The sequence below is a fragment of the Nocardia sp. N2S4-5 genome (genome assembly GCF_044628355.1).
GTDB classification, from domain to species: Bacteria; Actinomycetota; Actinomycetes; order Mycobacteriales; family Mycobacteriaceae; genus Nocardia; species Nocardia wallacei_B.
Genome location: NZ_JBIUPM010000001.1, coordinates 3,389,756 through 3,403,346, shown reverse-complemented (window position 1 = coordinate 3,403,346; position 13,591 = coordinate 3,389,756). Strand labels below are relative to the sequence as shown.

Below are 13,591 nucleotides of genomic sequence, written 5' to 3'. Positions count from 1 at the left end.
ATGAGCGCGGAATCCCTGCACCGATCGGCCACCGACCTGCTCGAAACCTGGTCTCCGGCAATGGGAGTCGAGCAGTCGCTGCGTCAGGCGATGCTGGCGTTCCTGGGCGCGTCGCCGCGCGGCTGCCTGCGTGAGCACGCGCCGGGGCACATCACCGCCTCGGCCATGGTGTTCTCGCACGACGAGCGGGAGGTGCTCCTGACCCTGCATCCGCGGGTGGGATTGTGGATCCAACTCGGCGGGCACTGCGAGGAATTCGACGCCACCGTGCCCGCCGCCGCCCTGCGCGAGGCCACCGAGGAGTCGGGCATCGACGGCCTGTCCCTCGAACCCGGGCTCTACGGCGTCCAGGCCCATCCGATCACCTGCTCGCTGGGCGTACCCACCCGTCACCTGGATCTGGTGTTCAAGATCAAGGCACCGAAAGGCGCTGTGCCGGTGAAGAGTTCGGAATCCACCGACCTGCGCTGGTGGCCGGTCGGGGCGCTGCCGTCGGACACCGACCTGATCCTGCGCTGACCGCGCCGGGACCCTCCGGACGTGGAAGCGCCGGCGCACTCACACTCGGGGGGAAGTGGAGTACGCCGGCGCGCTGGTCCCGGCCCGGGAACAAGGCGGGTTAGGCCGGGACCAGGTCTCTGTGTTGTTGTGGCGTGTTCGCGGTGTCGTCGTCGTCGACCATGCTGGTCTCGTCGAACGGCACCTCGCGGTCCAGCACCGAGCGCACCCGCTCGGCATCGATGGTCTTGGTCCAGGTGCCGATGAGCACGGTGGCGACGGCGTTGCCCGAGAAGTTGGTGACGGCCCGGGCCTCCGACATGAACCGGTCGATGCCGACGATCAGCCCGACGCCGTCCAGCAGTTCGGGCCGGTGGCTCTGCAACCCGCCGGCCAGGGTCGCCAGGCCCGCGCCGGTCACGCCCGCCGCGCCCTTGGACGCCACGATCATGAACAACAGCAGGCCCAACTGCTCGGCCCAGGACAGCGGCTTGCCCATCGCGTCGGCGATGAACAGCGTCGCCATCGTCAGGTAGATCGCCGTGCCGTCGAGATTGAAGGAGTAGCCGGTCGGCACCACGATGCCGACGGTGCTCCGCTCCACCCCCAGATGCTCCATCTTCGCGATCAGCCGCGGCAGCGCCGACTCCGACGACGAGGTGGACACGATGAGCAGATACTCCCGCGCCAGATACCGGACCAGCTTGAAGATCGACACGCCGGACGTGGCCCTCATCAACACGCCCAGCACGCCGAACACGAACACCACGCAGGTCAGGTAGAACGCGACCATCAGCAGCGCCAACTGCTGCACCGCCGCCAACCCCGTCGACGCCACCACATTGGCGATCGCGCCGAACGCGCCGATCGGCGCCAGCCACAGGATCATCGTCAGGATCCGGAACACCAATTTCTGAATCAGCCCGACCGCGTGCAGGATCGGCTCACCGGTGCGGCCCATGGCCTGGATGCCGAAGCCGACCAGCAGCGCCACGAACAGCGTCTGCAGCACGCTGCCCGCCGTCAGCGCGGACAGCAGCGAGGTCGGGATGATGCTCTCCAGGAACTGCCACGTGCCGCCCGCGCCCTCGGCCTGCTTCACGTACTTGGCGGCATCCGTCGCGTGACTCGCGATGTTCAGCCCGCTGCCCGGTTCCAGCAGATTGCCGACCACCAGTCCGATCGCCAGCGCGATGGTCGACATGACCAGGAAGTAGCCGATCGCCAGTCCGCCGACCTTGCCCACTCGCGAGGCGGCGCGCACCGAGCCGATGCCGAGCACGATGGTGCAGAAGATGACCGGCGAGATCATCATCTTGATCAGGTTGACGAACATGGTGCCCAGCTCGCCGACCGACTTGCCGAACCCGGGCGCCAGCCAGCCGACGAATACGCCGGCCACCACCGCCGCGATGACGGCGAGGTAGAGCCAGTGGGTCCGGTCGCGTCGTCGCGGCCGTGTCTGTTCCGACATGGGTTGTGTTTCCTCCGGTACTGCGGTGTCCCTCGGTTGCCCGCGCGGGGGTCGCCGCTTCCCGGGCCGGACGCGCGCTGTGCTGGTGAGCCGGGCTACGCGTCCTGTCGACAATGGTGGCGGCTACCGTGATCGAGGTCACTATTTCGTACATTTCGTTCACCGGGAGGTGCTGGTGAAACGTCGCGACCCGCGCGGGATGACGCTGGCGGGCCAGGTTTTCCTCGTGCAGCTGGTCGTCCTGGTGGCCGTCGTCGCCGTCGGGGTGGCGCTGACCGTGTGGGAGCTGCGCCGCGACCAGGACGAGGCGACGGCGCGGCGGGTCACCGGCATCGCGGTGGCCCTCGCGCAGGCGCCCTCGACCGCGGCCGCGCTGGACGACCCGGACCCGACCGCGCGGCTGCAACCGGTAACCGAGCGGATCCGCCGCGAGACCGGCGTGGATTTCATCGTCGTGATGGCGCCCGACCGCACCCGCTACACCCATACCGAATCGGACCGGATCGGAAAGCCGTTCAGCGGCAACATAGATCGCGCGCTGGCGGGACAGACGTTCACCGAGACCTACACCGGCTCACTCGGCCCGTCCATCCGCGCGGTGACTCCGGTGCACGCCGACGGCCGCATCGTCGCCTTGGTCTCGGCGGGCGTGACGCGGGCGCGCATCGGCGATCAGGTGCGGCAGCAGTTGCCGTTGATCCTCGGCGCCGCGGGCTCGGGCCTGCTGCTGGCGGTGCTCGGCTCGCTGCTGCTGCGGCGGCGACTGCTGCGCCAGACCCACGGTCTCGCACCGGGCGAACTGCGCAGCCTCTACGAGCATCACGACGCCGTGCTGCACTCGATCCACGAGGGGCTGGTGGTGTTCGATCGGGACGCGGAGACCGCCGCGGTCGTCAACGATCGGGCGCGGCTGCTGCTGGAGTTGCCGGACGGACCGGTCCGCCGCACCGATCTACCGATCTCGTTGCGCCGCATGGATCTCCAGGTGGTGCGCGACGAGATGCACGTGACCGCCGAGCGCGTGCTGGTGGTGAACCAGGACGTCGTGCGCTGGTCGGGCCGGCCGCTGGGCACGGTGCTCACCGTGCGCGACCACACCGAGCTGCGCGACATGATGGGGGAGTTGGATTCGGTTCGGGGACTGGCGGATTCGCTGCGCTCGCAGGCGCACGAGGCCGCCAACCGGCTGCACACCGTCGTCACCATGGTCGAGCTGGGCCGCTACCGGGAGGCAGTGGAGTTCGCCACGGCCGAGCTGCGCTTGTCGCAGGCCCTGATCGACCGGCTGACCGGCGCGGTGCGGGAGCCGGCCCTGGTGGCGCTGCTGCTCGGTAAGGTCGACCAGGCGATCGAGCGCGGTGTGGAGCTGACCGTCGCGGACGATACGGTGCTGGATACCGCGGCCCCGCTGACCGCGCAGGAAATGGTGACCCTGGTGGGCAATCTGGTCGACAATGCCCTCGACGCGGTCGCGCAGACCCCCGACGCCTGGGTGGAGGTGACCGTGCGGCACGAGGAGGCCGGGCTCTATCTCCGGATCGCGGACAGCGGGCCGGGCATGTCCGAGGAGGTGTTCGCCCGAGCCATGGAGCGGGGCTATTCGACCAAGACCGATCACCAGGGCCTCGGTCTCGCGTTGGTGCGGCGGTTGGTGGCGCGGCACGGCGGCACCCTGCGCGCCGAGCGGTCCGCGGAATCGGCTGTCGTGGTGCGGATTCCGCGATGATCGTCCGGGTGCTGATCGTGGAGGACGAGCCGCAGATCGCCGCCGCCCACCGTGCGTATCTGGAGCGGATGACGGGCTTCACGGTCGCGGCGGTCGCCGGTACCGGCCGCGACGCCCTGCGCGCGGCGTCCCGGGCGGCCGAGTCGGACGCGCCGATCGAATTGGTGCTGCTGGACATCTGCCTGCCCGACATCGGCGGCCTGGAGGTGGCCGCGGCGCTGGCCCGGCTGCGCCCGCGGCCCGATGTCATCGCGATCACCTCGGCCCGCGATCTGGAGATGGTTCGTTCCGCCGTCGCGCACGGCGTCGCGCTGTATCTGTTGAAGCCGTTCACATTCGCGGCGTTCCGGGAGAAGCTCGATCGCTATCTGGAGTATCGCGCGGCCCTGGCGGCCGGCGCGTCCACCGTCACTCAGCACGATATCGACCGGGCGTTCAGCGCCCTGCGCACCGCCGACCCGAAGACCACGGCGCCCAAGGGCATCGCGCCGCACACCCTGGAGGAGGTTTCGCGGGCGGTCCGCGCGGCGAGCGACGGCCTGTCGGCCACGGAAACCGGCCGCGCGGTAGGGGTTTCGCGGGTCACCGCCTGGCGCTACCTGGAACGGCTGGCCGAGGACGGGGTGGTGGACCGGCGCAGCGACTACGGTCGGGCGGGACGTCCGCAGGTGCGCTATGTGTGGCGGCGCTGACTAGGGCCGCTGTGCTCGAAACATCTTGTGTTATATAACAATCACTTCACACCCCTATTGTGGAATCTCGCCGTCGGCTGGCAAGGTTTCCGGCTGTCGAGAGCAGTCGGCGACGCGCGAGTCGCGGCATGAGGTGTGCGAGCACCTCCGGTGTTTGCCTGCGGTGTGCGGTGTCGGATATCGCCTGAGTGAAGACTTAAGAAAGTACTGCGAGGTATGTAACGGTGGTCACCCTTCCCGGCTTTGGTGAGGTGTAACAGTAGAGATGGGCGTACATATCTACAAGCAACAGTTCCAGGGTCTTCTTTAGCGGGGCGAAAGTGCAAACGGTCGGCAAACGCTCGGGTTCGCCTGATCCGAAGCGGTATCTATGGGTGCTCGGCTTGGTCGCTCCCAGCTGCGCGTTATTGCCTTCGCAACTGGTATTGCACACCGGGTACCCCGTGTTCTGGTGGCTCGGGCCGATCGTCGTGCTGATCGTCATTCCGGTGCTGGACTGGGTGGTGGGCGAGGACGGAAACAACCCGCACGACGAGGACTACGAACGGCTGTCCAACGACCGGTACTACCGGTGGTGCACCTATCTGTTCCTGCCCATCCAGCTGATCGGCCTGTTCGTGGCCTCTTACCTGTGGGCCGACGACGGACTGCGCGTCGTCGACAAGCTCGGCCTGGCCGCGACCCTGGGCTTCATGAGCGGCATCGGCATCAACGCCGCGCACGAACTCGGGCACCGGGTCGAGCACCTGGAGCGGTGGCTGGCGAAAGTCGCACTGGCGCAGTCCGGGTACGGGCACTTCTATGTAGAGCACAACAAGGGCCACCACGCGCGGGTCGCGACGCCGGAGGATCCGGCCAGTGGCCGGTTGGGCGAGTCCCTGTGGGAGTTCCTGCCCCGCAGTGTGATCGGCGGTTTCCGCTCCGGTATCCGGCTCGAGCACGAGCGGCTGCGGCGCCGGAACCTGGGCTGGTGGAGCGTGCACAACAACATCCTGCAGGCGTGGTCGATGACGGTCGTGCTCTACGGTGCGCTGCTGGTCGCCTTCGGCCCGAAGATGCTGCCGTACCTGCTGCTGCAGGCGGTGCTGGCGGCCGGACTGCTGGAGACGGTGAACTATGTCGAGCACTACGGGCTGATGCGGAGCAAGCGGCCGAACGGCATGTGGGCGCGCTGCTCACCCGCCGACAGCTGGAACTCCGACCGCCTGGTGACCAACATCTTCCTGTTCCATCTACAGCGGCACAGCGACCACCACGCCAACCCCGGCCGCCGGTACCAGACGCTGCGCAGTTCCCAAGAGGCGCCGCAACTTCCGGCCGGCTACGCCTCGATGATCCTGCTCGCGGCCATCCCGCCGCTGTGGCGCCGCGTGATGGACCCGCGCGTGCTCGCCCACTACCGCGGCGACATCATGCGCGCCAACATCTCACCGCGCAAACGGGGCCGGATCCTGGCGGTCTACGGTTCGGCCGCTCCCGCATAGGGGCGCTACCCCTGCCGCGGGCGCTCCCCACCTCCCTTGCGTATCGCGTACGCATGGAAGCGGCTAGCCTTTCCTGAGTACACGCCGACCAGGAGAGGCAGATGACGACCGCAGTGAGCAGCAAGATGACTGCCGACCACCGCAACGGGATCGATTACAAGGTGGCGGACCTGTCCTTGGCCGAGTTCGGCCGCAAGGAAATTCGGCTGGCGGAGCACGAGATGCCGGGCCTGATGACATTGCGGCGCGAGTACGCGGAGGTACAGCCGCTGAAGGGGGCGCGGATTTCGGGATCGCTGCACATGACCGTGCAGACGGCGGTGCTGATCGAGACGCTGGTCGACCTGGGCGCGCAGGTGCGCTGGGCGTCCTGCAACATCTTCTCCACCCAGGACCACGCCGCCGCGGCCGTGGTGGTCGGCCCGCACGGCACCATCGACGAGCCCAAGGGCACCCCGGTGTTCGCCTGGAAGGGCGAGTCCCTGGAGGAGTACTGGTGGGCCGCCGAACAGATGCTGACCTGGCCGGGCGAGCCCGCCAACATGATCCTCGACGACGGCGGCGACGCCACCATGCTGGTGCTGCGCGGCGCCCAGTACGAGAAGGCCGGCGTGGTGCCCCCGCCGGACGAGGACCACTCCGCCGAGTTCACCGTCTTCCTGAACCTGCTGCGCGAGCGGTTCGAGACCGACAAGGGCAAGTGGACCCGGATCGCCGAGAGCGTCAAGGGCGTCACCGAGGAGACCACCACGGGCGTGCTGCGGCTCTACCAGTTCGCGGCCGCGGGTGAGCTGTCGTTCCCGGCGATCAACGTCAACGACTCGGTCACCAAGTCCAAGTTCGACAACAAGTACGGCACCCGGCACTCCCTCATCGACGGCATCAACCGCGGCACCGATGTGCTGATCGGCGGCAAGAAGGTGCTGATCTGCGGCTACGGCGACGTCGGCAAGGGCTGCGCGGAATCGCTGGCCGGCCAGGGCGCGCGCGTGCAGGTCACCGAGATCGACCCGATCAACGCGCTGCAGGCGCTGATGGACGGCTACGACGTCGTCACCGTCGAGCAGGCCATCGGCTCGGCCGACATCGTGGTCACCTCCACCGGTAACAAGGACATCATCACCCTCGACCACATGAAGGCGATGAAGGACCAGGCCATCCTGGGCAACATCGGCCACTTCGACAACGAGATCGACATGGCCGCGCTGGAGCGTTCCGGCGCCGACCGGCTCAACATCAAGCCGCAGGTCGACCTGTGGACCTTCAAGGAGTCCGGCAAGTCCATCATCGTGCTGTCCGAGGGTCGCCTGCTGAACCTGGGCAACGCCACCGGACACCCGTCGTTCGTGATGTCCAACAGCTTCTCCAACCAGGTGATCGCGCAGATCGAGCTGTGGACCAAGCCGGAGGAGTACGACAACGAGGTCTACCGGCTGCCCAAGCATCTGGACGAGAAGGTGGCCCGCATCCACGTCGAGGCGCTGGGCGGGACGCTCACCAAGCTGACCAAGGATCAGGCGGAGTACATCGGGGTGGATGTGGAAGGGCCGTACAAGCCGGACCACTACCGGTACTGAATTTTTGGCCTTCGCTTCGCTACGGCGTGTTCGCGGCCCCTGAGTCTCGCGGCTGGGCCCCGTGTCGGGTACTCGTTCCTCGCACCCGCCACGCGTCCCAGCCGCGAGACGGGCCGCGAACCTTGGGGGTGTGCGAGTTGGGCGAGGTGAACCCGGATCGGTTCAGCACCCGGGTGAGGTTGATGGTTGTGAGGGTCTAACCTGCAAGCCATGGGTGCGTTGGTTGCGGTGGAAGGCCTCGATGGGGCCGGTAAGCGCACGTTGATCGAGGCGGTCGCCGGTGGGCTGCGGGAGCGGGGGGTGCGGGTGGGCACCCTCGCGTTCCCGCGCTACGGGCGGTCGGTGCATGCCGATCTCGCGGCCGAGGCGCTGCGCGGGCGGCACGGGGACGTGGCCGCCTCGGTCAACGCGATGGCGCTGTTGTTCGCGCTCGATCGCGCCGACGCCCGGGACGAGCTGTCGAAGTTGTTGGCCGACAACGACATCGTGCTGCTCGATCGCTATGTCGCGTCCAATGCCGCCTACAATGCCGCGCGGACCGGTCAGTCCGCCGACGGTGAAATCGCTTCGTGGGTGGCGGAATTGGAATTCGGCCGGTTCGAATTGCCGGTACCCGATGTACAGGTACTGCTGGACGTGCCGATCGAAGTGGCCGCCGAACGTGCCCGCCGCCGTGGCGAACTCGACCGCACCCGCGACCTGGATGCGTACGAACGCGACAAAGGGCTGCAGGAACGTACGGCGGCGGTTTATCGTGTGCTGGCCGAATCGCATTGGCACGGACCCTGGTGGGTCCATGCGCCGCATGACGATCCGGCAACACTCGCCGCGCGCCTCTCGGAAAAGGTTGCCCGATAGGGTTGGATGTGCGTCGGTAATGTACCAGTGTTGGCGTGGTTGCCCGTTCCGAGCCGGAGAGATGACAACATAGTAGTTATGAAGCCGAAGATTCTGGTCGTCGACGACGATATGGCGCTCGCGGAGATGCTCACGATCGTCTTGCGCGGCGAGGGTTTCGACCCTCACGTCGTCGGCGACGGCACCCAGGCGCTCACCGCGGTCCGGGAGCTACGCCCCGACCTGGTGCTGCTCGATCTGATGCTGCCCGGCATGAACGGCATCGACGTATGCCGCGTGCTGCGCGCCGATTCCGGCGTGCCGATCGTGATGCTGACGGCGAAGACCGACACGGTCGACGTCGTGCTGGGCCTGGAATCGGGGGCCGACGATTACATCGTCAAGCCGTTCAAGCCGAAGGAACTCGTCGCTCGGGTGCGGGCTCGCCTGCGCCGCACCGAGGAGGAGCCGGCGGAGCTGCTGTCGATCGCGGACATCGTCATCGACGTGCCGGCCCACAAGGTCACCCGGAGCGGTCAGCAGATCTCGCTGACCCCGCTGGAGTTCGATCTGCTGGTGGCCCTGGCTCGCAAACCACGCCAGGTCTTCACCCGCGAGGTGCTGCTCGAACAGGTCTGGGGCTACCGGCACGCCGCCGACACCCGCCTGGTCAACGTGCATGTGCAGCGGCTGCGCGCCAAGGTCGAGAAGGACCCGGAGAATCCCGAGATCGTGCTGACCGTGCGGGGTGTCGGCTACAAGGCCGGACCACCGTGATCGATGGCTCCAGAGACCGCGTTCAGCGGTTGCTGGCAGCTCTGGTGGACTGGTTCAAATCCGTCGGAGAAGCACTGGGCCATGTGTGGCGGCGCTCGTTGCAGTTGCGCGTCGTGGTGTCCACACTCACCCTGTCGCTGATCGTGATCACGATCCTCGGTGTCGTGCTGACCAGTCAGATCACCGATCGGCTGCTGCAGGCCAAGCAGAACGCGGGACTCGAGGAGATGGGCCGGGCGCGCAATACCGTCGAGGCCCAGCTGACCGTCGCGAACGATTCGAGCAGCCAGGCGATTCGCCTGCAGGACGCGCTGCGCGCGCTGACCTCGGGGAGCAGTTCGCAATCGGTCGGCGCCGCGGGCAGTTACGAGGCGGCGCTGGTGATGGTGGGTGACGGCCAGCAGGAGATTCCGGCGGGCCCGATCCAGGAGGTGCCGGCCGAACTGCGCCGGTTCGTCCAGCAGAACCAGGTCAGCTACCAGTTCACGACGGTGTCGGATTCGGATCGCTATCGCGGACCGGCCCTGATCATCGGCAGTCCCAGCCTCGAGGTCCCGACGCTCGAGATCTACCTGATCTTCCCGCTCACCAACGAGCATCGCAGCCGGGACCTGATGACCGGCACCATGCTGATCGGCGGCCTCGTGCTCCTGGTCCTGCTGGCCGCGATCACGGCGCTGGTGACCAGGCAGGTGGTGCTGCCGATCCGCTCGGCCGCGCGCATCGCCAGCCGTTTCGCCGACGGCCGGCTCAAGGAGCGGATGCTGGTCCGGGGTGAGGACGACATGGCCCGGCTGGCCATGTCGTTCAACGAGATGGCCGAGAGCCTGTCCAACCAGATCACCCAGCTCGAGGAGTTCGGCAATCTGCAACGCCGGTTCACCTCCGACGTCAGCCACGAACTGCGCACCCCGCTGACCACCGTCCGGATGGCCGCCGACCTGATCCACGGCTCCAGCGACGAGCTGGATCCCGCGCTGGCCCGCAGCGCCGAACTGCTGGTCACCGAGCTGGACCGGTTCGAGGGCCTGCTCAACGATCTGCTGGAGATCAGCCGCCACGACGCGGGCGTCGCCGAATTGCAGGTGGAGTCGCTGGACGTGCGGATGTGCGCGCGGGCGGCCATCTCCACCGTGCGGCATCTGGCCAAGGAGACCGGCGTCGAACTGGTGGTGGATCTGCCGGAGGATCCGCTGGTGGCCGAGGTGGACCCGCGGCGCGTCGAGCGCGTGCTGCGCAACCTGCTCGCCAATGCCATCGACCACAGCGAGGGCAAGCCGGTCATGATCCGGATGCGCGGCGATATCGAGGCCAACGCGGTCGGCATCGTGGTCCGCGACCAGGGTGTGGGCCTGCGGCCGGGCGAGGAGAAGCTGGTGTTCAACCGGTTCTGGCGCTCGGATCCCTCGCGTATGCGCCGTTCCGGTGGCACCGGTCTGGGCCTGTCGATCAGCGTGGAGGACGCGAACCTGCACGACGGCCGGTTGGAGGCCTGGGGCGAACCGGGTCAGGGCGCGAGCTTCCGGCTCACGCTGCCGCTGGTCCGAGGCCGTAAGCTCGGCGTCAGCCCGCTCTCGCTGGAACCACCCAAACGCAAGCTGCTGACGGCGGAAGCCGCTGCGCTGCAAGAGGGTTCGGATGCCGGTGCGGAGCCGGACGCACCGGAACAACCGGGCTCCACCGACGCCGGGACAACTGAATCGCCGGGAACCGGTGCGGCGCAACACCCGGACGATGCCGCCGCGACGACGGAGCCGACCGACCCCGATGGTGCGGCACAGTCCGGTGGCGCGTCGGCTCTGCCCGGCTCCGCACCCGAGGCGGGCGCCGATTCGCCCGGGGGAGAAAAGAATTCGCCGCCGACTCGACGGACGTCCGCCGACTCCGGCAACGGGGCCGGGTCCGCGGACATGCTCACCGACTCCGGAGATCCGACGATATGAGCCTGTGGACCGCAATACAGCGATGGCCCGCGCCACGACCGTCCGAACGCCGCGCGTTCTGGGCGCGCGCGACTCTCGGTGTGGTGCTGGCCGGTCTCCTCGCTCTCCCGGGGTGCGCCAATCTCCCCGATTCGTCGGCCCCCCAGGCGCTGGGCACCATCGACCGCGAGCCCACCACCGCCGGTCCGCCGCCGCCGAGCACCGGCCGCGACCCGGACCTACTGCTGCGCGATTTCCTGCAGGCCACCGCGGACCCGTCCAACCGCCACCAGACCGCCCGCCAGTACCTGACCCCCGCCGCCGCGGCGACGTGGGACGACACCGCACGCATCACCATCGTCGAAAAGCCCGACACCCTGCGCGAATCCAGGTCCGGCGATACGGCGACCTATCAGATCCGGGCGCACAAGATCGGCGAACTCGAAGCCGACGGGTCGTACCGGGTGGTGGACAACACGCTCGAGAACCACATCGAGATGACCAAGGTCGGCACCGAGTGGCGGATCGATGAATTACAGCCGGGCGTGGTGGTGGACTCCAACGCGTTCGCCAAGTTCTACCGGCGCTATGCGTTGAATTTCGCGAATACGCCTGGCACGGCGATGGTTCCGGACCTGCGCTGGGTCTCGGTGCGCAAGGAGCAACTCGCGCAGCGCTTGCTGTCGCTGCTCGCCGAGGGGCCGCAACCGGCGCTCGCGCCCGCGGTGCGCAATGTGCTGTCCGGCCCGGTGACGATCCGCGGCGGCATCACCAAACCCAACGGAGACACCGACGGGGTGGGCGTCGGGTTGGGCGGCGTACAAGTGGATTTCGCCGGTGCGTCGGCGCTCGATCAGCGGGCCAAGGAGTTACTGGCGGCGCAGGTCGTGCTGACACTGGCCGACGCCGGCGTGCTGGGGCCCTACTTCCTGCTGGGTGACGGCAAGCCGCTCGACGAGCGCTACGCGACCACGGGCTGGTCGGTGCCCGACGTCAGCGCGCTGAGCCCATCGGCCAACTCGCACAACAAGATCGGCCTGCACGCCGTGCGCGACGGCGCGCTGGTGCGGGTCAAGGACGGCGGAATATCCCCGGTGCCAGGGTATTTCGGCACCGCGCGCAATCTGCAGTCGGTGGGCATGACGCCGGACGGTCAGCTGGTGGCCGCGGTCGCGGACAGCGGCAGGCCCGCCCCGGAGCCCGCCCGCACCCTGGTGATCGGCGGCAACGACAACAATGCGCTGGCCGTCGCCGAGGGCAATACCTTCACCCGGCCGTCCTGGACCGCCGACGGCAGTTCGGCCTGGTCGGTGGTCGACGGGGACCGGGTCGTCCGGGCCGCGCACGACCGCAGCACCGGCAACCTGTCGGTGCAGGACGTCGACACCTCGGCCCTGTTCTCGACGCCGACCTCGACCTCCGAGCCCATGCCCCGCACGCCGATCACCGAATTGCGCATGTCGCGGACCGGCGCCCGCGCGGCGATCGTCGCGGGCGGCAAGGCGTACGTGGTCGTGGTGGTCCCGCAGGCGGACGGAAAGTACGCGCTGACCTCGCCGCTGCCCATCGCCTTGAGCCTGAGCACCGCGGTGGTGTCGCTGGACTGGTTCAGGGAGGACACGATCATGCTGGCGCGCGAGGGCAACGTCGACCCGGTGAAGACGGTGCTGATCGACGGCTCCGAGTCCGATCCGGTGACCAGCCAGAACCTGACGCCACCGGTCCGGACGCTCAGCGCCTCGCCCGACACCCAGTACATCGCCGATTCGCGCGCGGTGATGCAGCTGCAGTCCGACGAGCCGGGCCGCGAGCGCTTCTGGCGTGAGGTGCAGCCGCTCGGCGCGAACGCGGTCCCGGTGCTGCCGGGGTGAGAATTCTGTCGGTGGTCACCGGCACACTGGGGCGATGCGAACGCTGCTGGACCTGATCCTGCCGCAGGCATGTGGGGGATGTGGGGTAGTCGGCACCGGATGGTGCGCGAGCTGTGCGGGTTGTCTGGCGGGGCCGCCGCGGCGCGTGCGGCCGCGCACCGATCCGGGTGTGCCGTGCTGGGCGCTGGGGCCGTACTCGGGTCCGCCGCGGCGGGCGGTGCTGGCGGCCAAGGAACGGGGGCGTCGCGATCTGGCGGCGCCGCTCGGACTGGCGCTGGCGAGGGGCCTGGATGGGCTGCGGTCCCGCGACCGTCCGCTGCTGCTGGTGCCGGCGCCGAGCCGGCGGGTAGCCGCCCGGCGGCGCGGTGGCGACCCGGTCGCCCGAGCAGCGCGGGTGGCTACCGGTTGGCTGTCCGATAGCCGTTGCGCTCCCGTGCTGGCCACCCGGCCAGGCGTGCGCGATTCGGTCGGTCTGGGCCCGCTCGACCGGCGGCGCAACCTCCGCGACGGCATCCGCGCCACCGGCGATTCGCTGCTCGCCCTGCTGCGCTGCCCGAACGTCGAGGTAGTGCTGGTGGACGATGTCCTCACGACCGGCGCCACGGCCCGCGAATCGGTGCGCGCGCTGGCGCGCGCCGGTGTGTCCGCACATGGCGTGTTGGTGACATGTGCCGCTTGAAGCTTTGAAATTCGTGTGAACACTGGCGGTCGGAACGCTGTCGTAATAGCGTTG

General features: G+C 68.5%; 11 protein-coding genes. 10 read left to right on the top strand and 1 reads right to left on the bottom strand.

Going from position 1 to position 13,591, the window contains the following annotated elements; all coding sequences use genetic code 11:
• Positions 1-519, top strand: a complete 519-nt coding sequence (locus ACFMRZ_RS15480; protein WP_400179706.1) for an NUDIX hydrolase — start codon at positions 1-3, stop codon at positions 517-519.
• A 100-nt stretch (positions 520-619) separates the two neighbouring features.
• On the opposite strand, the gene ACFMRZ_RS15475 is transcribed toward ACFMRZ_RS15480, so the two are convergent.
• The gene (locus ACFMRZ_RS15475; protein ID WP_400179705.1) at positions 620-1,972 is read right to left on the bottom strand and encodes a cation:dicarboxylate symporter family transporter; all 1,353 of its coding nucleotides are present in this window, start codon (positions 1,970-1,972) and stop codon (positions 620-622) included.
• 199 nt (positions 1,973-2,171) lie between these two features.
• Here ACFMRZ_RS15475 and ACFMRZ_RS15470 point away from each other — a divergent pair, with 199 nt between their 5' ends.
• The 9 genes from ACFMRZ_RS15470 (at position 2,172) to ACFMRZ_RS15430 (ending at position 13,537) form a co-directional block, all read left to right on the top strand.
• A complete protein-coding gene (locus ACFMRZ_RS15470; protein ID WP_400182871.1) occupies positions 2,172-3,698 on the top strand; it encodes an ATP-binding protein in 1,527 nt (508 codons plus the stop codon).
• On the top strand, positions 3,698-4,390 hold the full coding sequence (locus ACFMRZ_RS15465) for a response regulator (protein ID WP_400182870.1): 693 nt from the start codon (positions 3,698-3,700) through the stop codon (positions 4,388-4,390). Before ACFMRZ_RS15470 ends, ACFMRZ_RS15465 begins: the two co-directional genes overlap by 1 nt.
• A 374-nt stretch (positions 4,391-4,764) precedes the next feature.
• The gene (locus tag ACFMRZ_RS15460) at positions 4,765-5,874 is read left to right on the top strand and encodes an alkane 1-monooxygenase (protein WP_400179704.1); all 1,110 of its coding nucleotides are present in this window, start codon (positions 4,765-4,767) and stop codon (positions 5,872-5,874) included.
• Positions 5,875-5,975: 101 nt separating this feature from the next.
• Complete coding sequence (gene ahcY, locus ACFMRZ_RS15455) at positions 5,976-7,451, top strand: adenosylhomocysteinase (protein WP_400179703.1); 1,476 nt, start codon at positions 5,976-5,978, stop codon at positions 7,449-7,451.
• Positions 7,452-7,661: 210 nt separating this feature from the next.
• Complete coding sequence (locus ACFMRZ_RS15450; protein ID WP_280368916.1) at positions 7,662-8,309, top strand: dTMP kinase; 648 nt, start codon at positions 7,662-7,664, stop codon at positions 8,307-8,309.
• A gap of 78 nt (positions 8,310-8,387) precedes the next feature.
• The gene (gene mtrA / locus ACFMRZ_RS15445; protein WP_228824209.1) at positions 8,388-9,065 is read left to right on the top strand and encodes an MtrAB system response regulator MtrA; all 678 of its coding nucleotides are present in this window, start codon (positions 8,388-8,390) and stop codon (positions 9,063-9,065) included.
• A complete protein-coding gene (mtrB, locus tag ACFMRZ_RS15440) occupies positions 9,062-11,008 on the top strand; it encodes an MtrAB system histidine kinase MtrB (protein ID WP_400179702.1) in 1,947 nt (648 codons plus the stop codon). The genes mtrA and mtrB overlap by 4 nt, the downstream gene beginning before the upstream one ends.
• Entirely contained in the window at positions 11,005-12,858 is a 1,854-nt protein-coding gene (gene lpqB / locus ACFMRZ_RS15435; RefSeq protein ID WP_400179701.1) for an MtrAB system accessory lipoprotein LpqB, read from the top strand. Before mtrB ends, lpqB begins: the two co-directional genes overlap by 4 nt.
• Positions 12,859-12,892: 34 nt before the next feature.
• Entirely contained in the window at positions 12,893-13,537 is a 645-nt protein-coding gene (locus ACFMRZ_RS15430; RefSeq protein ID WP_400179700.1) for a ComF family protein, read from the top strand.
• The last annotated feature ends 54 nt before the right edge of the window (positions 13,538-13,591 follow it).

Excerpts from the sequence above, each read along its gene's own strand:
- ACFMRZ_RS15475 (WP_400179705.1), bottom strand. The coding sequence starts at position 1,972 with ATGTCGGAACAGACACGGCCGCGACGACGCGACCGGACCCACTGGCTC.
- lpqB (WP_400179701.1), top strand. The coding sequence starts at position 11,005 with ATGAGCCTGTGGACCGCAATACAGCGATGGCCCGCGCCACGACCGTCC.
- ahcY (WP_400179703.1), top strand. The coding sequence starts at position 5,976 with ATGACGACCGCAGTGAGCAGCAAGATGACTGCCGACCACCGCAACGGG.
- ACFMRZ_RS15450 (WP_280368916.1), top strand. The coding sequence starts at position 7,662 with ATGGGTGCGTTGGTTGCGGTGGAAGGCCTCGATGGGGCCGGTAAGCGC.
- ACFMRZ_RS15470 (WP_400182871.1), top strand. The coding sequence starts at position 2,172 with ATGACGCTGGCGGGCCAGGTTTTCCTCGTGCAGCTGGTCGTCCTGGTG.
- ACFMRZ_RS15480 (WP_400179706.1), top strand. The coding sequence starts at position 1 with ATGAGCGCGGAATCCCTGCACCGATCGGCCACCGACCTGCTCGAAACC.
- ACFMRZ_RS15430 (WP_400179700.1), top strand. The coding sequence starts at position 12,893 with ATGCGAACGCTGCTGGACCTGATCCTGCCGCAGGCATGTGGGGGATGT.
- mtrA (WP_228824209.1), top strand. The coding sequence starts at position 8,388 with ATGAAGCCGAAGATTCTGGTCGTCGACGACGATATGGCGCTCGCGGAG.